General features: G+C 39.6%; 20 protein-coding genes, 1 pseudogene and 1 riboswitch. Of the genes and pseudogenes, 7 read left to right on the top strand and 14 right to left on the bottom strand.

Features of this window, described 5'->3' with window-relative positions; translation table 11 throughout:
- Positions 1–2: 2 nt before the first annotated feature.
- Both aspA and ML543_RS14045 read left to right on the top strand, forming a co-directional pair.
- On the top strand, positions 3–1,424 hold the full coding sequence (gene aspA, locus ML543_RS14050; RefSeq protein ID WP_243388108.1) for an aspartate ammonia-lyase: 1,422 nt from the start codon (positions 3–5) through the stop codon (positions 1,422–1,424).
- Between the two features lie 45 nt (positions 1,425–1,469).
- A complete protein-coding gene (locus ML543_RS14045; RefSeq protein WP_243388057.1) occupies positions 1,470–2,807 on the top strand; it encodes an NAD-dependent malic enzyme in 1,338 nt (445 codons plus the stop codon).
- A 76-nt stretch (positions 2,808–2,883) separates the two neighbouring features.
- Here ML543_RS14045 and ML543_RS17040 read toward each other — a convergent pair whose 3' ends face one another.
- Complete coding sequence (locus ML543_RS17040) at positions 2,884–3,975, bottom strand: HD-GYP domain-containing protein (protein ID WP_243388056.1); 1,092 nt, start codon at positions 3,973–3,975, stop codon at positions 2,884–2,886.
- Positions 3,976–4,498: 523 nt separating this feature from the next.
- Between ML543_RS17040 and ML543_RS17205 the strand changes: the two are divergent.
- Positions 4,499–4,813 (top strand): annotated as a pseudogene (locus ML543_RS17205) (transposase); the annotation flags it as partial.
- A 19-nt stretch (positions 4,814–4,832) separates the two neighbouring features.
- Here the strand turns inward: ML543_RS17205 and ML543_RS14035 are convergent.
- The 4 genes from ML543_RS14035 to ML543_RS14020 form a co-directional block, all read right to left on the bottom strand.
- A complete protein-coding gene (locus ML543_RS14035; RefSeq protein WP_243388055.1) occupies positions 4,833–5,552 on the bottom strand; it encodes a 5-formyltetrahydrofolate cyclo-ligase in 720 nt (239 codons plus the stop codon).
- A 286-nt stretch (positions 5,553–5,838) separates the two neighbouring features.
- Positions 5,839–8,538: a tetratricopeptide repeat protein gene (locus ML543_RS14030; protein WP_243388054.1), complete on the bottom strand. Its 2,700-nt coding sequence runs from the start codon at positions 8,536–8,538 to the stop codon at positions 5,839–5,841.
- Between the two features lie 222 nt (positions 8,539–8,760).
- On the bottom strand, positions 8,761–10,689 hold the full coding sequence (locus tag ML543_RS14025; RefSeq protein ID WP_243388053.1) for an alkyl/aryl-sulfatase: 1,929 nt from the start codon (positions 10,687–10,689) through the stop codon (positions 8,761–8,763).
- Positions 10,690–10,912: 223 nt separating this feature from the next.
- Positions 10,913–12,037, bottom strand: a complete 1,125-nt coding sequence (locus ML543_RS14020; protein ID WP_243388052.1) for an NAD(P)/FAD-dependent oxidoreductase — start codon at positions 12,035–12,037, stop codon at positions 10,913–10,915.
- A gap of 158 nt (positions 12,038–12,195) precedes the next feature.
- On the opposite strand from ML543_RS14020, the gene ML543_RS14015 reads away from it, so the two are divergent.
- Entirely contained in the window at positions 12,196–13,116 is a 921-nt protein-coding gene (locus ML543_RS14015) for a DUF2268 domain-containing putative Zn-dependent protease (protein WP_243388051.1), read from the top strand.
- A gap of 11 nt (positions 13,117–13,127) precedes the next feature.
- Here ML543_RS14015 and ML543_RS14010 read toward each other — a convergent pair whose 3' ends face one another.
- The 9 genes from ML543_RS14010 to ML543_RS13970 all read right to left on the bottom strand — a co-directional run bounded on the left by ML543_RS14010 (position 13,128) and on the right by ML543_RS13970 (position 21,508).
- Positions 13,128–14,462: a D-serine ammonia-lyase gene (locus ML543_RS14010; protein WP_243388050.1), complete on the bottom strand. Its 1,335-nt coding sequence runs from the start codon at positions 14,460–14,462 to the stop codon at positions 13,128–13,130.
- A gap of 34 nt (positions 14,463–14,496) precedes the next feature.
- A complete protein-coding gene (locus tag ML543_RS14005; protein ID WP_243388049.1) occupies positions 14,497–14,868 on the bottom strand; it encodes a DMT family transporter in 372 nt (123 codons plus the stop codon).
- A gap of 61 nt (positions 14,869–14,929) precedes the next feature.
- Positions 14,930–15,127, bottom strand: a complete 198-nt coding sequence (locus tag ML543_RS14000; RefSeq protein WP_243388048.1) for a hypothetical protein — start codon at positions 15,125–15,127, stop codon at positions 14,930–14,932.
- 104 nt (positions 15,128–15,231) lie between these two features.
- On the bottom strand, positions 15,232–15,957 hold the full coding sequence (locus ML543_RS13995) for an HAD family hydrolase (RefSeq protein ID WP_243388047.1): 726 nt from the start codon (positions 15,955–15,957) through the stop codon (positions 15,232–15,234).
- The gene (locus ML543_RS13990) at positions 15,947–17,410 is read right to left on the bottom strand and encodes a CehA/McbA family metallohydrolase (protein ID WP_243388046.1); all 1,464 of its coding nucleotides are present in this window, start codon (positions 17,408–17,410) and stop codon (positions 15,947–15,949) included. The genes ML543_RS13995 and ML543_RS13990 overlap by 11 nt, the downstream gene beginning before the upstream one ends.
- Before the next feature lie 14 nt (positions 17,411–17,424).
- A complete protein-coding gene (locus tag ML543_RS13985) occupies positions 17,425–18,726 on the bottom strand; it encodes an ABC transporter substrate-binding protein (RefSeq protein ID WP_243388045.1) in 1,302 nt (433 codons plus the stop codon).
- Positions 18,727–18,764: 38 nt separating this feature from the next.
- On the bottom strand, positions 18,765–19,607 hold the full coding sequence (locus tag ML543_RS13980; protein WP_243388044.1) for a carbohydrate ABC transporter permease: 843 nt from the start codon (positions 19,605–19,607) through the stop codon (positions 18,765–18,767).
- A gap of 28 nt (positions 19,608–19,635) precedes the next feature.
- Positions 19,636–20,520, bottom strand: a complete 885-nt coding sequence (locus tag ML543_RS13975) for a carbohydrate ABC transporter permease (RefSeq protein ID WP_243388107.1) — start codon at positions 20,518–20,520, stop codon at positions 19,636–19,638.
- A 223-nt stretch (positions 20,521–20,743) separates the two neighbouring features.
- Positions 20,744–21,508 carry a DeoR/GlpR family DNA-binding transcription regulator gene (locus ML543_RS13970; protein ID WP_243388043.1) on the bottom strand — a complete coding sequence of 255 codons (765 nt, stop codon included), beginning with the start codon at positions 21,506–21,508 and terminating at the stop codon, positions 20,744–20,746.
- 226 nt (positions 21,509–21,734) lie between these two features.
- A riboswitch (SAM riboswitch) is annotated at positions 21,735–21,843 on the top strand.
- Positions 21,844–21,921: 78 nt separating this feature from the next.
- Here ML543_RS13970 and ML543_RS13965 point away from each other — a divergent pair.
- From ML543_RS13965 to ML543_RS13955, 3 genes are read left to right on the top strand one after another with little or no spacing between them, the layout of a single operon-like run.
- Complete coding sequence (locus tag ML543_RS13965) at positions 21,922–22,935, top strand: methionine ABC transporter ATP-binding protein (RefSeq protein ID WP_243388042.1); 1,014 nt, start codon at positions 21,922–21,924, stop codon at positions 22,933–22,935.
- Positions 22,925–23,590, top strand: a complete 666-nt coding sequence (locus ML543_RS13960) for a methionine ABC transporter permease (protein WP_243388041.1) — start codon at positions 22,925–22,927, stop codon at positions 23,588–23,590. The genes ML543_RS13965 and ML543_RS13960 overlap by 11 nt, the downstream gene beginning before the upstream one ends.
- 12 nt (positions 23,591–23,602) lie before the next feature.
- On the top strand, positions 23,603–24,430 hold the full coding sequence (locus ML543_RS13955) for a MetQ/NlpA family ABC transporter substrate-binding protein (protein ID WP_243388040.1): 828 nt from the start codon (positions 23,603–23,605) through the stop codon (positions 24,428–24,430).
- The last annotated feature ends 3 nt before the right edge of the window (positions 24,431–24,433 follow it).

Raw genomic sequence — 24,433 nt, 5'->3', positions numbered from 1 at the left:
CTATCGAGCAGAACGAAGTCAGAATTGAAAAAGACTTTCTTGGTGAAAAAGAGATTCCAAAAGATAAATATTATGGCATACAAACTGTACGGGCTACAGAAAACTTCCCCATCACTGGGTATCGTATTCATCATTCTCTCATTACAAGTTTAGCAAGAGTGAAAAAAGCAGCGGCACTAGCCAATATGGAAACGGGGCAACTTGATGCAGAAATAGGACACGCCATTAGTGATGCAGCGCAAGAAATTATCGATGGAAAATGGCATGATCAATTTATTGTTGACCCCATCCAAGGTGGTGCTGGTACATCCATTAATATGAACGGAAACGAAGTGATCGCGAATCGCGCACTCGAAATTTTAGGAGAAGAAAAAGGAAGCTACCATATTATTAGTCCGAACACTCACGTTAACATGTCCCAGTCGACAAATGATGCGTTTCCTACCGCTTTCCAACTGGCATTTTTGCAACTACTTGAAGAATTGCTACAGACGATGGAGTCAATGCACACTGTTTTTCAACAGAAAGCTGACGAATTTAGTCATGTCATTAAAATGGGAAGAACTCATTTACAGGATGCTGTACCGATTCGTCTAGGACAAGAGTTTGAAGCCTATTGTCGCGTGATAGAGCGGGACATTAAGCGTATTAAACGTTCTAAAGAAGGTCTATACGAAATTAACATGGGTGCGACGGCAGTCGGAACAGGATTAAATGCAGACCCAGAATACATTGAACGCGTCGTTCACCATCTGCGTCAACTTAGTAGCGCACCATTAGAAAAAGCCTCTCACCTAGTTGATGCTACTCAAAATACGGATGCGTACACAGAAGTTTCATCTGCTTTAAAAATTTGCATGGTGAATATGTCCAAAATCGCCAACGATTTACGTTTAATGGCATCCGGGCCTAGAGCAGGATTAGGTGAAATTTCATTACCAGCAAGACAGCCAGGCTCATCCATCATGCCTGGGAAGGTAAACCCTGTCATGGCCGAAGTGTTAAACCAAGTAGCCTTCCAAGTAATCGGGAATGACCATACGATTTCCCTTGCATCTGAAGCAGGGCAGCTTGAACTAAACGTAATGGAGCCGGTATTAGTATTTAACCTAATTCAGTCAATCTCCATAATGAACAATACATTTAAAGCCTTTACAGAGTATTGTTTAAAAGACATTAAAGCCAATGAAGAGCGGATGAAAGAGTATGTAGATCGAAGTGTCGGCATAATTACCGCACTCAATCCTCATATTGGATATGAGCAAGCATCGAAAATCGCAAAGGAAGCGGTTTCAACGAATCGACCAGTTCGCGACCTAATATTAGAAAATAACTTACTGAATGAAGAAGAATTGAATGAAATTTTAGATCCTTTTGAAATGACTCACCCAGGAATTGCAGGAAAATCATTAAAAAAAGCGTAATATATAGAACGAACCCTTTAGGTAAGGACTAGTGGAGGTTAGAACATGAGCTCAAATTCAAAAAACATTACACAAACATTAATGGTTGAAACACCTGCCATTCCAGGGAAGCTTGGAAAAGTGGCGACCGCCATCGGATTAGCTGGTGGAGATATCGGAGAAGTAGCAACGGTACAATTTGGTCCAACGTGGACGATGCGAAATATTACCGTTCACTGTATCGATGAAGAACAATTCGAACAAGTTCTCGCATCAATTGAAGCACTTCAATCCGAAGGAATTAAATTACACGGAATATCAGACCAAGTCTTACGAGCGCATGAAGGCGGAAAAATACATATGCAACGTAGAGTTGATATTCGCTCCCTTTCTGATTTACGCCAAGTTTATACACCAGGGGTTGCGAATGTTTGTCAAGTCATTCAAGAAGACCCTGAAAAAGCGCGTATTTATACAAGCATTGGCAATACTGTAGCCATTGTCACGGACGGAACAGCCATTTTAGGACTTGGCGACATCGGTCCAGTTGCAGGTATGCCAGTTATGGAAGGAAAATCGGTCTTATTTAACCAATTAGTAGGTATTAGCGGTGTACCGATTTTATTAGATACGAAAGACCCTGAGGAGATCATTCGTACTGTCAAAAATATCGCTCCTACGTTCGGTGGGATTTTACTTGAAGATATCGGCTCTCCTCATTGCTTCGAAATTGAAGAACGATTAAAAGAAGAATTATCGATTCCTGTTATGCACGACGATCAACATGGTACAGCTGTCGTCACGTTAGCTGCTACCATTACAGCTAGTAAAAGCGTTAATATGGATTTAAAATCAGCAAAGGTGGGGCAAATTGGTCTTGGTGCAGCTGGTCTTGCCATTGCCAAAATGCTAATGGCTTACGGTGTTGAACAAGTATACGGTGTCGATAAATCACAAGAAGCAAAGGAACGACTAACCAGTATCGGCGGACACTCTCTTGACTCCATTGAAGAATTAATGGAAACATGCGACATCATTATCGCTACGACAGGAGTACCGGGACTTATTCGAAAAGAATGGGTACGAAGCGGACAAGTCATTCTTGCTTTATCAAATCCGAAGCCCGAAATTGAACCGGAAGTTGCATTAGAAGCAGGCGCAGCCTTCGCAGCCGATGGCCGGTCTGTAAACAACATTTTAGGATTCCCTGGGATTTTTAGAGGAGCATTAAACGCACAAGCGAAAGATATTACACATAAAATGCTCGTTGCGGCTGCTGAAGCAATTGCCGCAACAACGAAAAACGGAAACCTCGTACCGCATCCGTTAGATCCTAATGTTCACGAGGCTGTAACGAAAGCCGTGGAAGAAGTTGCAACGCAATTGAATAACAATATTCGATAAAAGATATGAAGCCTCAAGGCATGTTGACTATTCAACATCCTTGAGGCTCTTTTTATGCCGTTCAAAAATATGGTTTCTAATAATCTACTAAACTCGCTTTTTTTAACTCCAGCAACGATTCCTTATATCGTGATTGAATTTTTAAAAATGAATCTAAATTTTTCAAGAAGACGTCTGTTAGATGAGGGTCAAAATGCTTTCCCCTCTCCTTTCGAAAATGTTCTATAATTTCTTCCAGAGACCACGCTTTTTTATAAACCCGGTCGCTTCCGAGCGCATCAAACACATCTGCAATGGCAGTGATACGAGAGTAAATATGAATTTCATCTGCCTTCAGCCCAAATGGATAGCCACTTCCATCATACTTTTCGTGATGCTGTAGAGCTATCATAGACGCCACACGAAAAATCTGGCCCTTTGCTTGCTTTAACATATCATGCCCAATTTTGGAATGACGTTTCATCACATCGAATTCTTCTTTTGTATACCGTCCAGGCTTATGTAATATATCATCCGGAATAGCCACTTTTCCTACATCGTGCATGGCGGAAGCAAGGCGTACGAGCTCGGCTTCTTGGTGGGAAAGTCCAGCAAGTATTGCTAGTAACTTCGAATATTCTGCCACTCGTTTAACATGATTACCTGTTTCACGAGATCGCGTCTCTACGATTTCCCCTAAAGTATAGACGACTTCTTTTTGCGTATTCTGCAAGTCAACATTCATTTCCATTACCTTTCGAATATCGCGATAGGCACGCAGAGAAGATCTAACCGTTGATTTAAGACTTGAAACATCCCATTTGGTTTTATGTATATAAGCATGCAAATCATATTTTTCCATTACAGCTTCTTCCGGAACCTTCGTCTCGTCATCAACTAATAGAATAACCCGTGTTGCAAAATGTTTAGATCTTTCACGAAACGAATGAATATAGGACAAACCTGAAGGCTGTTCATCTTTTACCGGGTTTAAAAATACTGTTGCTACATCGTTACTTTCAACCAGTTCAATAGCTTTTTCATAGCATCCCGTATGAAGAATTGTTATATATTTGTTTTCGAATAGTAAGTTCGTTAATGCCGTTCTCAACCCTTGATCGACTACCTTATCAACAATTAAGATGAACCACGTCTCAACGGTTCCCTTCTGTTGTGCTGCAGTACTCACAATAATTCCCCCTTTACTTAAGGAAGGCATTACCTCGACAATTTATTTGAAGATTTCCCGGGAAAAAGTCAAAATAATTCTCATTATGTCGATAACTGTTTCCTATTCTATTTTACACGTCTTGAGGACATTTTACTTATATAATAATTAGTTTTAAAGAACTATTAATCTTTTTTTAAGAAATTATATTTTCTAGTTTTCGCACGCCTACAGAAGACGTTTTATGTGTGTGGGGGGACTGAATCACATTGAAAGGAGACGGTTAGTTTATTAGTAAAGTAAGTGTCCCAAAAGTTGCTGGGACACCATTCTTTGTTTGAAAATACAAGATTCTAAAAGATTGTTGTTTTTGGTCCCGCAGGAGTCGCCGCCTTTCGCCAATCATTTCAAGTCAAAATAGACGAAAACAGCCAAATAAAAAAAACTCTCTTTTTTAATAGAATTAAGTTACCACAACCACAAAATCACAAGGAGAGTTTTCTTATGTATAAAGAGTAAAAACATAGACCAATTAGTTCTTCAAATGGATGTAGAAGTTTTTGTTCCAAAAAATCACCTTTGTCGAATCATCCATCAGGCAGTGGAAATGATGGACGATTCATCTCTTTTTCCCTTCCCCCAGGAAGAGGTCGTCCTCCTTATCATCCGAAAATGATGGTGATAAATACTGTAAAAGGATTTATTCCTCTAGAAAAATTGCTGACGAACTCAAACAAATCATTTATTCCATCTGGTTATCAGGTAATCACCACCTGACTTTCGAACGATTAATCGTTTCCGTTCGGAACGGATGAAAGACACCATTTGTGCAACATTTTTATTGATGATGGATTTACTTCTTCACTAAAAAAATCCTGTCACCCTTTAGATTTCTTCAATTCAAATAATTCTTTTAAGATTGGCATTTCGTTAAACTCTTCCTCTGATACGACATCCCATAAGATCCCATTCGGTTGTTCATATGGAGAATTTGTTTTAAAGCATCCTTTTTCTGTAATGACCCAATCACATATTAAGTCGTACTGATCTTTCGGAACATCTTCCTCCACGAATTGCACGGAATGAACTGTCGAAATAACGGGCATGGGAGGCTGTCCAAGCTCTCTTAAAATGGCATATTCACGATCGGAATAGCCTTCACCCTTCCCAATCCTCTTTCCATCCTTCGTTACTGCCACTGAACCTGCAACAAACAAATCAATAGTCGGGAGCTCTGTAAGTGAGATTTCCTTTCCATATGTCGTCATATGCTTAATACTTGCAGCTTTCCTCTCTTCACCTTTTGGAACCCATTCCGGCTTTATCATGACAAACCCAGCTCTAAGACGTGGAGTTGGTATGAGCAATGTTTTGCCGTCCACTAACACTTGCGCTCGTAAAGGAAGTTGCGGAGCATCCGGGTTCACTTTTACCGTTTTTGCTTCCTTATATTCTTTCAATGTCGTGACTAGATGAGCTGCTTGTTCTGCTCCTTTAAAGTTGGGGATACGATTAATTAACGGAAACGGGAATCTCCCCAATTTCTCCTTTGTCAACGTCTCCCACACTTCGCTTCTAATTTCGTCTTTCTTCTTCAAAAATGACGGCTCCTTTCGGTCATAGTACCTCTATTATATCCTACTCCAATAGGGGTTATATTACCTTAAATGGGAAAAGCGCAAAGCGCAAGTCCTTAGGCGAAGGGCGCTTTAGGACCTGCGAGGAGGCTTCCGTCGCCACAGCAGGGCCGAAGCGACCCGAGCTTATGGCGCTTGGAGCTAGACACCCAAAAAACGGTAAAGAGAATACTTTAACCCTTTATTGAACTTAAACTTTCTGTAACAACAAGAAGAAACCACACCAAAGGTAGGCGTGGTTTCCATCTTATTCAGATACTGGCGTCACATTTCTCTTCGGTTGCTTCATCCATTCCCACTGACGCAACTTCAATTTGATTAAGGTATGAGGATCTTCAAAGTCCTCATAGTGTTCAGATAAATATTGTAAGAGTTCACGATGTTCTTTAACTTCCGCTTCCATTTTCTGAACGAAATCTTGAACATTTTCTTTTGGAGGTGTAAAGAATGTGTCAACATCTTGCTCCAATGCCCGTTCAAACACTTCAAACGGCACGAAAAATTTTTGTACAATGGATGATGTTACTTCTGAGAAACGCTCTTGTTCAATATACTTCCGGTATTGTTTCACTAAAAGATCTTTATTTTTCTGTATCACGCCAAGTAGTTTCCCTGCACTTTTCAACATGATCTGTGAAGGGTTTAGACGAAGCATAATATTTTCTTTCTCTACGTATGTTTTTGCTGTCATCCGATAAATGTCACGCTTCCAGTCTTCTATCACTTTTTGATCACACTTGAATGCTAGCACCTGACTACCAGCCTGTCGATTGAGCGTGTCGCTCATTTCATCAAAATTATGTTGAATATTTTCAAACTCTTGTTCCATTGTAAATAGCCAATCTTCTAATTCCCCACGGAAGCGCGGAAGGTATTGATTATACAGATACGTATGAATACGTTCATTCATCGCTTCATTTAACTCTGAATGAAGCTGACGGAAATCACTTTCTTCTGTAATCAAGTCTTTACATTGTTGAAGAAGTTGAGGAATCTCCTTCTTCATCAATTCCTTTTGGTTTTGGATAAGCTGATGATAAGAGTTTCGCACATACATCATCTGCTCACTTTCTACATCTTGAAGATGTAATTGGAAACCGTTTAACCGCTCAAGGAGTCGATTTTTATGGTCAATTGTTGATGTTAAATCTTTCTCCAATTTAACTCGTTCATACGCGAGATTCGAAGCAATTTGGCGCATAAGTTTCAACAGTTGGGACGTTCGTTTTCCTTCTTCCTTTGGCTCTGTCGTTTTAAAAGCTTGTTGTATGAAGGTGAAAAGTTGTTCCTCATAAGAAATGGGTCCCTCTGCCCACAAAATTGAAGAATTCGGGAAAATTGGTTCCAATTGTTGACGTGCTGCTTCTTTCGAATGGAATACCTTTCCGACATCAACTGTCAAAACAAAATGCACGTTTTCCTCAACGAAATCTTTTAACGTCATAAGCGCATCTTGCATTCCCTCTTGAAATAAATCATCGGTTTGAAGACAGAGAACAATTCCGTCAGCCAAAGATAGTAAATCCGTATATTCCCTTGAATGTAAATCGTTTCGATGCAGTTTAGGTAGCTCCATCAGTTTACAGTTCAATCGCTCTAACATGGAAGATGAAAGATGCACGTCCATAAAATGTGGTGATGTTACTTCGTCCTCTTTATTGCTAATCATTTCTTGATTGGTAATGAAATGGACCGTTTCCTTATCAGAATATTGGATTAGAGCTAAATCGGTTTTTTCTTTATACGAAATTTGGCCATTTGTTACTAAAGAAAGAATGGAATGAGAATGTCCGAGCATATTCCCTATCACAATATGTTTCGCATCGGAAGTTGCCATTTCTTGAACAAGCCATTTTAACTTATCTCCAATTTTCAGTTGATTGCGTTCTCCCCAAGTCTCTATTTGCTTCAGTAGTGTCATCAATTCCTCACGATAAATGAAGTCACCACCAGCTTTTTCGATTAATTGTTCCGCTTCCTCTACCGTTTGTGATGGCAAAGTGTTAGGAAATAACTCATTCCATGCTAAAACTGCAGACACTGCCGGTAAAGCCTTTGAAGTCGTTGTCACTTTAAGCCAATTCGTCAAAAAGTTCGGCATGACCGATTGTAGAACGTTTACAGAATACGCACCTTCAATCAATTCATAAAAGGTTCTCTCATATTGAACAGATGTATCATACCATGCATCATACAATTCTATCTCGATGTTCAAAAATATATCATTTAGCGTATGTAACCAATCGATATACGAGTCCTTCTCTCTATAATACGCCCATAACAAAGACGTCAACGAATGAAAATACCGTCTATCTACTTGATACGTACAAATCAATAATGTATAAAAGCTTTTCGGTAAAAACTGTTCAATTCTCTCTTCTTCTATATAACTCCGTACAACCGCAAACCACTCAAGAGATTCAGTCCGAATTGCTTCATGAATCGCAAGTGATACTGCTTTTTTCCAATCATTTTGCTCTTCATAAAATTGCTTAGCCATTTCCGTCACACCTAAGTAATCTGGATCTAACTTAAGTGCCGTCTCTATCTGTTCATACGCACCTTCTCGATTATTCGTTTCGACGTATAAAGAGAATAATTGAAGGGCAATTTCAATATCTAGTACCTTCTCGTTCGAAGATACGGAAGCATAAGCTTCTTCCGCTTCCTTTAGATTACCAAGTTGTCGGTAAGCGTCAGCCATATTTTTAATTGCCCATGATTTTAACTCATTATCCACCTTCCGCCATTTATAAATGGCAGATTCAAAGTCTTGAAAATGGTAATAAACCTCTCCCTGAACAAAACGAACGGAAGACAAATCCGCGTCATTTTGAACGTGTTCTACGTAAAGCTCTCCGAGTATCTGAATCGGGTGACGGGAATCCCCTTCCGCTATAAATGTTTCATATAACGTTTTATCAATCAATCTCATTTCGTTTACCATAACAGCCTCCGCCTATCGTTAATTTTTACTAGACTGTCCAAATCTATTGGTACATTCTATCAAAGAAATATGTCAAAAACGTTTCAATTTGATGTCAAAAATCAATTCGTTCTATTTCACTAAGACCCTTCACATAAGAAGTTAGTAAGAATTAGAAAGGACTAGCCTGCTAGAAAGAGTGAATTCTTTCTTCACTAGTCCTTTATCCTTATATTCGTTTCTTTAAACTTTCGGCGTCATAATCGGAAAATCAGGATCAATTTTATCTAGTGCCCATAAGAACAATTGCCAATTACATATGTCACCTTCTACATGAATTGAAGAACTATCCGGACGATTATTCGTAGTGGCAAGCTCATAAAGAGTGGATTGATTCATCGTAACGGTAACCGAAGCTTCTTTTAAATCGGTTGATAGTACACGAAAGATTCCTCGTTTCACTTCAGTCGTTGCCACTTCTTTTCTATCTGGGATAATAAAGTTCATTTGAAAGTTATACTCTCCAGCTTTAATTCCATCGATCCGAATACTAAAAATGGATAACACTTGTTTTAACGTCATTTGATTCAATACTTCAGTTGTGATAACAGAGCGTTGAATTGGAATGACTCCGTATCGGAGCTCTTGTGCTCCCATTAAATATTCATTACGCCACGGGCCCGATTCGCATATATACCCTAATTGCTCTAAAGCATCCGCACAAAGCAACTTAGCTTTTCGGTTATGAGGATTTGCAAATATTACTTGTTTCGTCACTTCCGCTACCCATTGGTAGTCTCCTTCTTTAAAGGACTTTTTTGCTTTCTTAATAACTTCTTCTTCTCCCCCCATAAACTCAACATATTTTTTGGCTGCATCTTCAGGTAACAGTTTGTTTAAATCCACTGGATTCCCGTTATACCATCCCATGTACCTTTGATAGACCGCTTTTGCATTGTGATTTACCGTACCGTAAAACGAACTGTTATACCATTCTTCCTTAATACTTTTCGGAAAGTGAACAAGACGTCCAACTTCTTCTAAAGTGTATCCTTTATTAATAAGTCTCAGCGTTTGGTCATTAATGTATTGGTACATATCACGCTGCTTTGACATATACTCAAGGCAATAATCACGACCGTGCCGAGGCCAGTTATGCACATCAAAGACGGATGTTAACTTTTCTCCAAAAATGTCCATCGCTTGTTGAATATAATTTGCCCACGCTACAGGATCTCGAACTTTTGCTCCTCGAAGCGTGTAAATATTATGAAGCGTCGCCGTACAGTTTTCAGCAATACATAAGGATTGTTCTTCCGGTATATAAATATTCATTTCTGCCGGTGCTTCTGTATCAGGCGTCAATTGAAATTGCATTATAACTCCATCTATATCTTTTTCTACATAATCTTTTCCAGTTGGTATCGCAATTTCTTCTGCATTTTGAACAAGTGTTACCGTACCCGTGGAAACATATTTCCCTATCCCGCAATCTATTTGCCCTTTTTCGTCACGCGGAAGCACTTCTCCGTACATGTAAAAACCGCGCCTTGACATTGCAATCCCTGCGGTTACATTTTCCTCTAACACAGCCGATAAGAACCCTTGAGGAGCGTAAATTTTTACATCTTCTGACGCACCACTTGCTAACACACCTTCAATTCCTCCATAATGATCAACATGTGAGTGGGTGAAGATTACCGCACTAATTGGCTGTTTTCCAAAGTAATCATGAACAAGTTGAAGTGCGGCTTCTGCCGTTTCCTTTGAAGTTAAACAATCTATGACAATCCAGCCAGTTTTTCCTCGAACTAAGCTCAAATTTGCTAAATCATATCCACGCACTTGAAAAATATTTTTGGTAACTTGAAATAATCCTGCATGTAAATTTAACTTCCCTTGTTCCCATAGTTTCGGATGAACAGTGTTTGGAATATCCTCTTTCTCTAAAAACTCGTATCGTTTTAAATTCCAAACAGGTAATAATGAATCATTTGGCTTTATGACAGGAAAGGGAACATCTTTCAATACATTTTTGGTTGCCCAAGCTTTTTCTATTTCTAAACGATCCCAGTCCATTTTCTTATAGTAAGCTTTGTTTATTGTTTTCGTTTTTTCGGTTGCTTTTTTGCGAAAAGGTGTTAACTCAAAATCAACATTATCTTTACTCACTGCCCCACCTCCTAACATGTGTTTCATTTTATGCTTTATTTAACAAGACATGATTGATGTTTCGTTTTTCTTGAACGGCACTTAAACCGAGAATCACAAAAGAAGACGAAAACAGGCTGGAACCGAGTAATCCCTCCTTTAGGTAGCTCAACAATGCAATTTATTAGATAAAACGAAAAAAGAGTGCCGAGAAAGCCTCATACTTTCTCAGCACTCTTGACTGTTATTCTATACTTTTAAATGCCTGTGCTACGTCATAATCATTCGGATCAAGATCCGTTTCTTCCCCTAAAACCATTTTCGCAAGCTGCAATCCAACGTATGGCCCCGCTGTTAACCCAGATGCTCCCATCCCATTTGCGACAAGACAGTTTCTCAATGTTGGAACATAACCGAACACCGGCAAAAATCCAGGGGTAAATGGGCGGAAGCCAACTCGAGTTTCTTCGACCGTACTTTCAGCCAATTTAGGGGCAACGGCCAGCGCTTTTGTAATGACTTCTTCAAGACCACCAGCTGTGACACGCAAGTCAAACCCTACATCATCTTCATGGGTTGCTCCTACTACAATCTTCCCGTCTTCAAACGCTAACATGTACTGATTATTAGGTGGCATGACAACGGGCCACTCACTCGTATCTTCCTCCTGTACATGCAAATGGACAATTTGCGCTTTTTGCGGAGATACAAGGAAGTCTAATTGGAGTGGTTCAAACAATTCTTTTGCCCATGCACCAGCTGTGATAATGACGTGATCACCTTCAATTCGTTCTTCGCCAACTTTTACACATACATTCCCGTAGTCTTCCTTTAACAGTTTCGCATCGCCTTGAATAAAGGTTGCTCCACGTTTTTTAGCTGCGCGAATTAAAGAATCTCGAAGGGCACGACCATTGACCCGCGCCGCTCCGCTTACATGAATAGAAAAGAACTCTTCTGATAATGGAGGAAACGACTTATGCGTCTCTTCCGCTGATTTTAAAGTCACTTCTCCAATTTCAGGAGCATCTTCTTTCCTTTTCAATACACGGTCTAGCATTTTCTCTCGCTTTTGTTCATCATTATGTAAAGCGAGGGCCCCCACACGCTTATACCCTGTTTCTTCTTCTCCATCTTCTTTTAATTGTTCAATTAATGTCGGATAAAAGCGTGCTCCTCCCTTCACTAAACGATACCATGCTTTATTTCGTCTTTGTGACAACCATGGGCATACAATTCCAGCGGCTGCATCCGTTGCTTGTCCCGGATCTTTTCGATCGATAATTGTCACTTTCTGTCCTTTTCGACTTAATAAATAGGCCGTTGATGCGCCTAAAATCCCCGCTCCTACAATAACTACATGCTTCATCCTTCACACTCTTTTCTTCCGAGGTATTCTTCCGCTATTTTAACAAAGTTTTGCAAGTGAATAAATGAAGGAAGTGAAAGTTCATACCCTTAATAAATATGGTAAAATAAACCAATAAAATAAGATTAAAAGGAGCAGAATGGAGAGGAGAGAAAGCAATGAAGAGAGTATATATTTTATTCACACTGTTATGTTTGACTATCATCGGATGTTCGCATTCTTCTGACCGGACACTTCAAGACCTTACTTATTCCTTTCAACATCCTGAAACAGGCCAACCCTTCCAGATCATTAAAGCTTATCAACTTTTCGATGACTACATAAGTGAAGTTGAAAAAAATCCAGATAAACCCCTTATAGATGTTTATAAAGAGACTGTTATCGATCCAATCTATGATGCTTGTTTTAAAGACGCAGAATATCCATTCATGGGAAAGGATTATTTAGAAGAGGCACCCGACCGCTTTACCGAAATTAAAATATACATTGAACAATTAGAAAATGAATCGATCATTGAAGCAATTAAAGACTCCTTAATCAAGTCTTCCACCATTTTGCCCTATGAAATTGAAACCACTGTTTGCGTCTTTCCAACTCCCGGTACTCCTCGAATGGTGAATTTAGGAGCTGGAAAAATAATCATTCCATACAACCAGTATATAACAGAAGAGTTAGTAAAAGCTGGTGTTGCTCACGAATACCATCATAGTTATTGGACAGCTAAATATTATCAGCCTAATAAATATTATTCAGTGCTCGAAAATCTTGTGTTTGAAGGCAAAGCGGTAATGTTTGAGAGAACTGTTTATCCAGAGATTGAGTTCTTTCACATAGAAAATGCTTATCATCAACAATACTGGGATGAAGTAAAAGACGATCTACATAAAATGGATTTAAATCGTTCACTCGAGGTATTAAACGGTGGAGGTAATCTACCACCTTACTACGGATATGGTGAAGGATATAAAATGGTGAAATCTTTTATTGAAGAACACCCCCATTTAAGTCCAGTGGAATGGACCTCAATCGAAGCGAAAGATATCTTTGAAAAAGGCAATTACGCGCGCCACTATGAATAAGGGAGATGAGGTTAACCCTCTTCTCCTTTTCGATAATACTCATTCATTATTTCCTTCGGGACCATACTTCCTCCTGTAGCCCACGCAATATGCGTTGCCTGTTTTGTTAGATGTTGCGCGAAGTACGCCTCTCCGCTTTTAGATTGACGTATTGTAACAGGACCGTATACACCCGCTAGAGCAGATGGCTCTAAATAAATTCCCTCCGTATCGGCTAATTGCTTTAACAGACGATAAAGGACCTGATCTTTAACCGTATAAATGCCACTTAGCAACTTTTCCATGGTACGACCAACAAATCCTGAAGGTCTAGGAACAGCCAAGCCATCGGCATCGGTTTGATTATGAATGCCGAAATCAAATACAGACACTTTTTCATGAAGGCCTGTCATCATACCAAGGAGCATACACGGAGACTCAGTCGGTTCAGCAAAAAAGCAGTGAACATTATCTTCGAAGATAAGCTTAAGGCCAAATGCTACACCACCGGGACCTCCTCCAACTCCACACGGAAGGTATACAAACAAAGGGCTTTCCTTACTAACAACGATTCCTTTTTCATCCAACTGCTTTTTTAATCGCTCAGCTGCTACAGCATACCCGAAGAACAAATCCTTGGAATTTTCATCATCAACAAAATACATATTTGGATCACGTTCAGCCTGCTTCCTTCCTTCTTCCACCGCAAAGCTATAGTCCGATGCATATTCAATGACGTTGACACCTTTTTGTCGTAGCAAGTTTTTCTTCCATTCTTTTGCATCTTGCGACATATGAACATATACATTAAAGCCAAGCTGTGCACTCATGATACCGATACTAAGCCCCAAATTCCCTGTCGATCCTACCGCAATTGAGTAGCGAGAAAACAACTGTTTAAACCGATCTTCCGCCAAAATGGAATAGTCATCTTCATATGTAAGAAAACCATGCTTTACAGCGATGTCTTCAGCGTGCTTCAATACTTCGTAAATTCCTCCACGTGCTTTTATTGAACCTGAGACAGCTAAATGACTATCGCATTTCAGCAAGAATTCACCCTCAATACTAACGTTATAAGTCTTTTCTAATTCTTCTTTCATCCCTTTTATTGAAACGAGGGGAGATTCAATGATTCCCCCTTGTTTGGCGGTCTCCGGAAACACCTTCGCCAAATATGGCGCAAAGCGCACAAGCCTTTCCGAAGCTTCTTTCACATCTTCTTTAGTTAGGTCCTTCGATTGAATCGCTTCTTCAAACGATGCATAGTGGGGATTAATCCAACAAACTTCTTTCGTATCCATCATGTTTTTTAGAATTGGATATTCTGTATGCCACTCTTTTTCTCCCTTGCCGTGAATCTTCATTCGCTAACACCACCCCTTAGACCATTCATTACCTTCATTCTGCCTTAATGTTTACTTGTTGTACAGCTTCTACCTTCGCCGGCTCTTCTTTCGCTGAAGAATACTTTAATCCAATGACCCCCATAATGATGAGAATTACTGATACAAGCTTCATCCATGAAAACGATTCTTTAAAAATCAATACGCCAACGACGAAAACAAGCATTGTCCCTACCCCTGACCAAATTGCATACGCAACACTTAACTCAATTTTCTTCACAACTAGCGCAAAAATTGCAAAGCAACTACCGTAAAAAATAAAAATCCCCATTGAAGGGACTAGCCTTGTTAAGCCTTCTGAAAGCTTCATGCTAATGGTGCCCGCCACTTCCAATAAAATGGTAATACTTAATAACAACCACGCCATCGTATACGCCTCCTTATGTCAACCAGTACTTTGTATAGTTTTTTAGTTAAGGATAGAGCTTCTATTCATCAGTTCGGGGGAGTTTATTCATCGGTTCCGGCTTTTTATTCATCACTTCTGACGATTTATTCATCAGTTCCGGCTTTTTATTCATCACTTCTGACGATTTATTCATCACTTCCGGCTTTTTATTCATCACTTCCAGCTTTTTATTCATCACTTCCAGCGATTTATTCATCACTTCTGCCCAATTATCCATCAGTTCCGCCGTTATCTATGCCGTCCACATCATTGAACCTTTTCCACTCACTTCAGACATGATAATAAAAGCATCGCTCATGACAGCGATGCTTTTATTCTATATTATTTCAATACGTCGGTTAATTTTCCAATGTGATCGATTAAGAAGTCGCTTTCCTTTTCAATGTTTTCGACGTTACTCGTTCCAGAAAGGACACCGATGCGAAGGCCAGCGTTAGCATTTAAACCAAATTGCATGTCCGTTGTTGTATCTCCTACGACTGCTACCTCCTCAGCTTTTAACGAGAATTTTTCACAAAAAGCTTGGAACATGTGTGGGTTTGGTTTCTTATGATATTGATCACTCGTTCCGATAAAATCAAAGTAATCTTTTACATTAAGCGCCTCAAGACAAACCATCGTAATTTCATAGTCATCCGCTGTTGAAATTCCAAGCTTAATCCCTTTTTCTTTCAAAGTAGAAAATAACGGGACTAAAGGGGCAGTCGGTGTAATTAAATGCTTACGCTCATGAACGAGTCGATTCATTTCTTCTTTAACAAATGGTTTAAATGAGTCTTCATCTACCTTCACTCCGCTTTGATTCATTACTCGGAGAAATGCTTCCATAATGTCCTCATTTGTACCGGAAGCAAAAATTCCATTTGGAATAATGCTTGTTTCTGTCACATCTATGCTTGTTAGTAGCGAAGATGAAAGCTCCTTTACCTTGTCTACTTGATAGTGTTTGCATATGCTCTTCACTAGTTCATTTAGAACTTCTGACCAAAGGCCATGAAAATTTAATATTGTTCCATCCTTATCGAATAAAATCCCTTTAATCTTCAATGACTTCTACTCCTGACTTTGCTAAAAGTTCTCCCCATGTTGTAAGAGTTGGTGTTTTACAACCTTTATAAATGGGGTTTGAGAATGCTAGTAATTCGCCGTCTTTTCGTCTTAGTTCAAATCGGATCCATTGGAACTCTGAATCTTCAAAACTAGCGCGGAAGTTATATGGTGAATTAGGTAGAATTAAACCCTTCTGAATAACTTCTCCATTTTGAATCCAAATGACTTCGCATTCCTCAGTTGTTTTTTCCATTTTAAGTGTATAGTCTACCACGACATCTCCCTCGACTTCAGAACCTAGCAGTATAAGGGAATCATTCGACCTAACGTCCACTTTCAAGTCGATAAATCGAGTTACATACACATGACCACGTTTAATGCCTTCGAGAATGGAGGATCCAGATAGACCTTCTGCCCATACATAAGTGGCCGGATCTCCAATTAATGATGGGACGGTAGCACCTGGGTATAAATCTGTTGGCCGCATATGAGAGTCTGACCCACCAATCCCTGCAATGCGATAGCCATCATTTAAAAGCGTATCCCATAGCACCAACGCTTCCTCAGTTGCTTTCGGATTGTCTTTAAACGTCGGGTCATTCCATATCTCTATGACATCAATTTCTTTTAATAGCGTTTCTTTAAACTGCCATTCCCAAGGCTTCAACTGTGGATGATTGATGGAACGAACGCCTCCAGCTTGTTTTACTTCTTTTAAAATACGATTCATCCCTTTCTCCGTCTCCATGCCACCATCTTCACAAGAAGGACGCCAATCTACCCACTTTCGAATTCCATGAGCGTTAAAGTGCCCTTTCGAAGATGTTATCTCAATACCTGGAATGACAAGAATGTCGCTTTTCATCCACTTAGTTGGCAAAATGTTGTGATCTGTCGCAACGAAGAAATCAAGTCCCATATTTCGGGCAGATTCCATTCCTTCATCAACCGTTAATTTTCCATCAGATAGGTTCGTATGGGTATGAAAATCTCCTTTATACCATCTCGACTCTGTTTGAACCTTGAGTTCTGGATTCCAACCATCTAATTCAAATGAAGGTTTCTCATTCGAAGTCGTAAAAATATCTATTTCAAATGGGTGGGCGTGTACAAGGTCATCCATCCCTAATTCGAGGCGACAATGAAATTCAATCTCTTTTTGCGAAAATATTTCTAAACGCCATCTACCAGCTTGAATTGGACCTGAAACAGTTGAAAAACTTGATGTGATTTCTTGATCTGAGATGATGAATTCTCCCTTTTCCGTTAAAACGAGTGCTTGCGCTCTCACGACTCCATTTGGGTCAAAAAGTAATAGCTCCGACCAACCTTTAGCCGACTTTTCGAATTCTACTTTTAACCACCGAAACGTATCATTCACATCAAAAGTTTGAACTGTAAAGGGTGACTGTAAGACACCCCTTACTTTTTGAAGTACAGTCGTTTTCATCCATTTCCACCTCGTTAGTTTAACACTTTGTCTAATTCGCGCTGAGCTTCTTCTTTTGCTTCTTTTAACGCTTCATTTGCAGGAATACCTTCGATTTCCACTTTATCCGCTGCCTTCGCTAGCGCATCTAAAATTTTCCCACCTGTTGGGTCAATAAAAGGCGCGGATGCCGTCTCTGCTTGCTTGATTGGTACGAGAATTTGTGGATTTTCTTCGGCAAATCTTTTGAACTCTTCAACTTCTGTTGCGGATTTACGAACAGCAATATACCCCGTGTTCATTGACCAATCTGCCGTCTTTTCTGGACTCATGAAAAACGTCATAAACTCAAAGGCTGCCTTTTGTTCTTCTTCAGAAGCTAAAGCTGGAATGGCAGCCAATTTTGCTTCTGCAATCGGAGCTGCTTCATGATCTTCCCAGCCAGGCTGAGGATGAGCAGCTACTTTCGTAAAATCTAAGTCCCCTTGGTCACCTGATGAACCTGTATACCCTGCTGCACGACCTTGCAGAACGTCGTCAATCGTTTGATACCAATAAGCCCATCCTTCGCCACCATGATTAATTGCCATTGTCTCGTCTACGTGAATTGCACGGTGAATGAATTCCCACGCTTCCACCCATTCAGGTGAATCAATTAAAACCGTTTTCCCATCTTCACTTAAAAATTGTGCTCCATTGCTTAAAGCAGCATCAATTAAGTTAGCCGAACCCCACATTGGCATCCAGCCATAAATACCTTTTTTCTCTTTAATGAATTCCGATGCTTCCCCTAATGCTTCAAACGTCTTTAAATCATCAGTTGAAAGCCCTAGCTCTTCAAACACATCTTTACGGTAATACATCACTTGTGTCGTCCCATATAGAGGAAGAGCAACCTGCTCGCCATTTACCTTTCCTTGATTGTAGAAAGAAGCTAGTACATCTTCTTCATTAAAGTCTTCATCATTTGCTATGAACTCATCTAATGATGCTAATAATCCCTTGTTCCCTAACGCATTGACTGTTGAATCTGTTAATAAGACAGCTGCTGGCACTTGTTTTGCTGCAATACTTGCTTGTAGCTTTTGAAATGTTTCGTCGTAGTTTCCTTGTGCAACCCCTTTAACCACAATGTCTTCTTGACTGGCATTGAATTCCTCAATGATGCGTTCCACATTTTCGCCTAAGTTTCCACCAAGGCCATACCAAAACTCAATTTCAATCGGCTTGCCGTCTCCTTTTGAGCTAGAAGTTTCGTTTGTAGAACAACCAACGACAGAAGTCATTACCAATAAGAATAGTGCAACAAAGATCATCGATTTTTTTAACATATTCATACACTTTATCCTCCTTGGATAGTATTTGGATTGAATGATTAACCTTTTACTCCTTGATCGCTGCTAATTGCCGAAACAAACCATTTTTGCATAAAGAGAAAGAGTAAAAGGAGTGGGACAACCGTAAATGTACTTGCCGCCATAATTAATGGCCAATTGACCCCATAAGCCCCTTCTTGAATAAAGAATTGACGAAGTCCTTGAGTAATCAGCATCTTTTCTTCACTTTTAACAATGAGTGATGGCCACAAGTAATTGTTATACATTTGAATAAAGCTAATGAGAGCTAATGTTAAAAAACTCGGTTTAGTTAATGGAAAATAAACTTTCCATAGAATCTGCCAATGTGAAGCGCCATCCATTCGCGCAGACTCTACCATTTCTTTCGGAACCTGCAAGAACGCTTGCCGAAGTAAGAATATACCAAATACAGATGCCGCATTCGAAATAATGATACCGGTATATGTATCGAGTAATTGTAAATTGGCAAGGGTGACATAACTCGGAACATACGTCGCCGCAACCGGGAGCATATAGCTCGATAAAATAATGGCAAATAAAAGATTTTTTCCCGGAAAGCGAAACTGTGTTAACGCATACGCCATCATCGCCGAATTGATGATTTGTAAAATGACGATACATCCAGCAGTAAACACACTGTTCCATATATATTGACTAAAAGGGGCCATCGTCCAAGTTTCAATGAAATGATGCCATTTAGGGGACTCCGGCCACCAAATAGGGGGAAACGACCAGATTTCTTCATTCGTTTTCAAAGAGTTGGTCATCATCCAAAAAAACGGGAAAAACATGATGATACTAATGAAGAGAAGTGCCACATGTCGAAACGACATTTCGGATAACTGGATTAATTTCCTCATATCAATACTCCTTCAAATCTATGAATCTTTAATAGTAGTGAACCCATCTTTTTGAAAGGTTGAATTGAAGATAAGCCAAGATAGCGGTAATCACTAAAATAATGATAGATACAGCCGTAGCCGATCCCATATTAAATTCCTCAAAAGCAGATTGATAAAAAAGGTATAACAATGTTCGCGTACTACCCGCTGGCCCACCTTGTGTCAACACTTGAATTTGGTCATATGCTTGCAACGCTTCGACAGTTGAGATAATAAATAAGAACATTGTCGTTGGTGAAATAAGTGGTAGTGTAATATGCCAAAACTTCTTCCATTTAGAAGCACCATCTACAGAAGCTGCTTCATATAATTGCTCCGGCACTTTCTTTAACGCATGCATGTAAAAAATCATGCTGTACCCGACACCTTTCCAAATAGTGACGAGGATAATGGCTGGCATTGCCCAGGTGGAGCTGCTCGTCCATTCAAGCGAAGGCAATCCAACTAAAGATAAAACCCAATTGGCTAAACCTACATTTGGTTCATAAATCCAAGACCATACAATGGATACAGCAACAGTCGGTGTCACCCACGGGGAGAAGATGACCGTCCGATAAAATGACATTCCCTTCAATTGGTTAGTTAAAAGAATTGCAAGCCCCAGTCCGATAAAGACGATTGGAAACACAGTCCCAAAAGAAAAGTAAGCAGTATTCCACAAAACACCATAGAAATTCGGGTCAGTAAACAAATCTGTGTAGTTTTCAAAGCCGACAAATTCATAGGTTGGAGACATATAGTCCCAATCGGTGAAACTAATATAAAAGGAAGCAATCATTGGATAAATCCAAAACACGATAAGCGGAATGAGTGCAGGTAATGTAAATAACCACCCATAAATCCACGCTCTATTAACCGATTGTTTTCGCATAGAGGATATTTTCATCGTTTTTGATAGCCTTGCAATAACCGTTTCCATTCTTCATTCTCCTCACGTTTTGTTATTTTTATCATAAGGCGCAAATGTTAAGTGATTATTAGGCACGCTTTAACAATTCGTTAAAATACCCATATGATTACACAAAAACCCACACTCTTTCCCAATTAAAAAAGGTATTGAGAACCCCGAACCGAGGTTTACTCAATACCTGAAGCTATTTATTGATGATCGTTATATGCTTTTCTTCATATTTTCTTTTGATTTTCTCTGAAAGCGAGGAGTCCGTAATAATACCGTCGATTTCATCGAACGTACAAACTTTTAGCATCGAAACGGCATCAAATTTTGAAGAATCCGCTAGCACATAGCACGAACTCGCCTTCGCTAACATCTTCTTCTTAATATTCCATTCTCCAACACCGTAGTCCGTTAATCCTTCATATAAGGAAATTCCACTCATACTTAAAAATAACCGATCAATATGGAATGGATCTAAAAATCGTTCTGCCATTTCACCAACTACACAAAGCTCAGAATTTCGTATCTGCCCCCCCAATAATATAATTGTATAATTTGGCATCTCCGATAATTCCAGCGCAATTGGTAGCGAATTCGTAATAACTGTTAAACTTTGAATCTTCTTTTTTAACGCTTTAGCAAACTCCGTATTGGTCGTACTTACATCCATGGCTATGACCATGTTTTCTTTTACATACCTCGTTGCAATCTCACCAATTTCCCGCTTCTTCTCAATATGCAATGTCTCCCTCGTCGTAAACGATTGCTCTTTTGAATTATCAATCTCTAAGATGGCCCCACCATGTACTCTCTTTAACTTTCCAATCGACTCTAAATACTCCAAATCTCGTCTTACCGTTTCTACTGAGACACCGAATTCTTCCACTAATTCAGAAACCCGTACCGAGTGAACATCGTCTAATATTTCTAATATTCGATCATATCGCTGTTTAACTAGCATTTCGCGCACTCCTTCTATCAACCACAACTTTATACACATAAAAACACATTTTTACACAAAATATCTTACCATAACTTTTAGTGAAAAGTAGGCAACTTACGGTTTCTTTAAGAAAGCTTTACAACTTACATAAATGTAAACGTTAACAAATTTTTAGAAGATAAAAAGTTTATTGACAACTCTAATTTATGTTATTATGATTGATATTAAATTTAATAGCGAGTGTTACTTATCGAGAGAGACCGAGGGACAGGCCCTATGACGTCCGGCAACCTCCTTACTAAGGGAACGGTGCCAATTCCTGCAGAATGACTGTTCATTCTGAAAGATAAGTCGTGTATAGATTGCCGATGCCTCTTTCTGAATGAAAGAGGCTTTTTCTTTTAGGCTATTTTACAGGAAGGTGAACAAACTTGATTGAAATACGCAACTTAGTAAAGGAATACCACAATAAAAAACGCACCGTAATTGGTGTTCACGATGTATCTTTAACGATTCGACAAGGTGAAATTTACGGAATTGTGGGCTATAGCGGAGCTGGAAAGAGCACGTTACTCCGTTGTATGAATCTTTTAGAACGCCCTACTTCTGGTGAAGTCATTGTCAACGGAGTTAACTTAACGGCATTACGAGATAAGGAACTACGGAAAGCACGATTAAAAATCGGGATGATCTTCCAACACTTTCATCTTGTTAGCTCTAAAACCGTTTATGAAAATGTCGCATTTGCTTTAAAAGCAGCCAAGAAACCAGCAAACGAAATCGCAAAACGAGTGGATGAGTTACTCGAAATGGTCGGTCTTTCCGATAAACGAGATATGTATCCTTCTCAATTAAGTGGAGGACAAAAACAGCGTGTCGGCATCGCCAGGGCTCTTGCCAATGATCCATCTGTCCTTTTATGTGATGAAGCGACTAGCGCACTTGACCCTAGTACAACGAAGCAAATTTTATCGTTACTAAAAAAGATTAATCTAGAACTTGGAATTACGATTGTGCTTATCACACATGAGATGGACGTTGTAAAAGATATTTGCCACCGAATTGCGGTCATGCAGGACGGCAAAGTGGTAGAAGAAAACAATGTATACGATATTTTCACAAACCCTCAACAACCTGTAACAAAATCCTTTATTGATAGTGTCTTACAGTTTGATTTGCCCGAACACTTATGGGCATCCAATAAAGGAACCATTGTGAAAGTGGAGCTTTCAGGGGAACAAGCGAAAAACAGCCTAATAACTGAGATTCTCCAAACATTTCGTATAAAAGGAAAAATTCTTCATGGAAAGATGGAGTATATTCAAGACATGCCTCTTGGAATTTTCATTCTTGAACTTGATGGAGACCGAAGTGAAATTGAACGAGCCATCCATTACATTACGAAGCAATCTAAACGTTTGGAGGTGGTGAAACATGCTGCTTGAATCCATTATTTCTTTACTTCCAGAATTACAAAAAGCTTTTCTTGAAACGCTTTATATGGTAGGCATCTCCCTTTTCATTGCGATGGTGGCTGGTTTACCTTTAGGGATTTTATTATTCGTGACGGACCGAGGTCTCTTTTTAGAAAATACAGTGATCAAATCAACCGTTGGCTTTGTGGTGAACTTAGTTCGTTCGATTCCATTTGTCATTTTACTCGTTAGCTTACTACCTCTCACTAAGCTCATTACAGGGACAACGATTGGTCCTACTGCCGCATCCGTTTCGTTGTCGGTAGCAGCTATTCCATTCTTCGCTCGCATTGTCGAGTCATCCTTACGAGAAATTGATAAAGGTGTCATCGAAGCGGCAATTGCCGTCGGCGCAACACCTTGGATGATTATTAAGGAAGTGCTCTTACCTGAAGCACGATCAGGCATTATTCATGGCATTACGATTACAATGATTAGCCTAGTTGGGTACTCCGCAATGGCTGGGATAGTTGGTGGCGGAGGAATCGGCGACTTAGCCATCCGGTTCGGATACTATCGGTATGATAACACTGTCATGATTACAACCATTGTGATTCTAGTTTGTCTTGTGCAAATTATTCAACTTACAGGAGACAGAGTAGCGCGTCTTGTTGATAAGCGATAGGAGGAAAACAAAATGAAAAAAACATTAACGATACTGACCTTTATACTTACAATTATTTTTTTAGCAGCTTGCAGTAACAACTCAACTTCTTCTAGTTCTTCAGAAAAATCCTTAACGATTGGTGCCACATCAGGGCCTTATAGCGATATGGTACAAAAAGCAATCAAACCTATATTAGAGGAGAAAGGATACACGGTTAAAGTGGTTGAATTTAGCGACTACATCCAACCGAATTTAGCGCTTGGAAACGGTGATTTAGACGCAAACTTATTCCAGCATAAAATTTATATGGAAACTTTCGCAGAAGAAAATAATCTTGATTTATCGGAAGTCATCATTGTTCCTACAGCTCCAATGGGGATTTATTCACAAGCATTTGAATCAATTGATGCCATTGAAGAAGGAAGCGAAATCGCGATTCCAAACGATCCTACAAACTTAGCTCGAGCATTACTCATTCTACAAGAAGAAGGGTTAATTACTCTTGACCCGAATACGAATCCGTTAACGGTCTCTGAAAAGGACGTGGAAGAAAACATAAAAAATCTCGTGATTAAACCAATTGAAGCGGGACAACTTCCTCGCTCCGTTGAAAGCGTCGATTTAGCTGCCGTACCAGGAAACTATGCACTTGCTGCCAATATGGATTTATTAGATGCAATTGCCCTTGAAAACATGCCCGACGATTACCGCAATCGCGTTGTTGTGAATACGAAACACTTAAATGAAAGATTTGTACAAGATATTAGAGAAGCGGTAGAATCAGCTGAATTTGAACAAGTCATTGATGAAGAATTTCAAGGGTTTGGAAAGCCTGAATGGATGAATCAAGACAACTAACCA

This window comes from Bacillus kexueae (genome assembly GCF_022809095.1).
GTDB classification, from domain to species: Bacteria; Bacillota; Bacilli; order Bacillales; family Aeribacillaceae; genus Bacillus_BZ; species Bacillus_BZ kexueae.
This window is presented reverse-complemented; position numbering and strand designations above follow the sequence as displayed.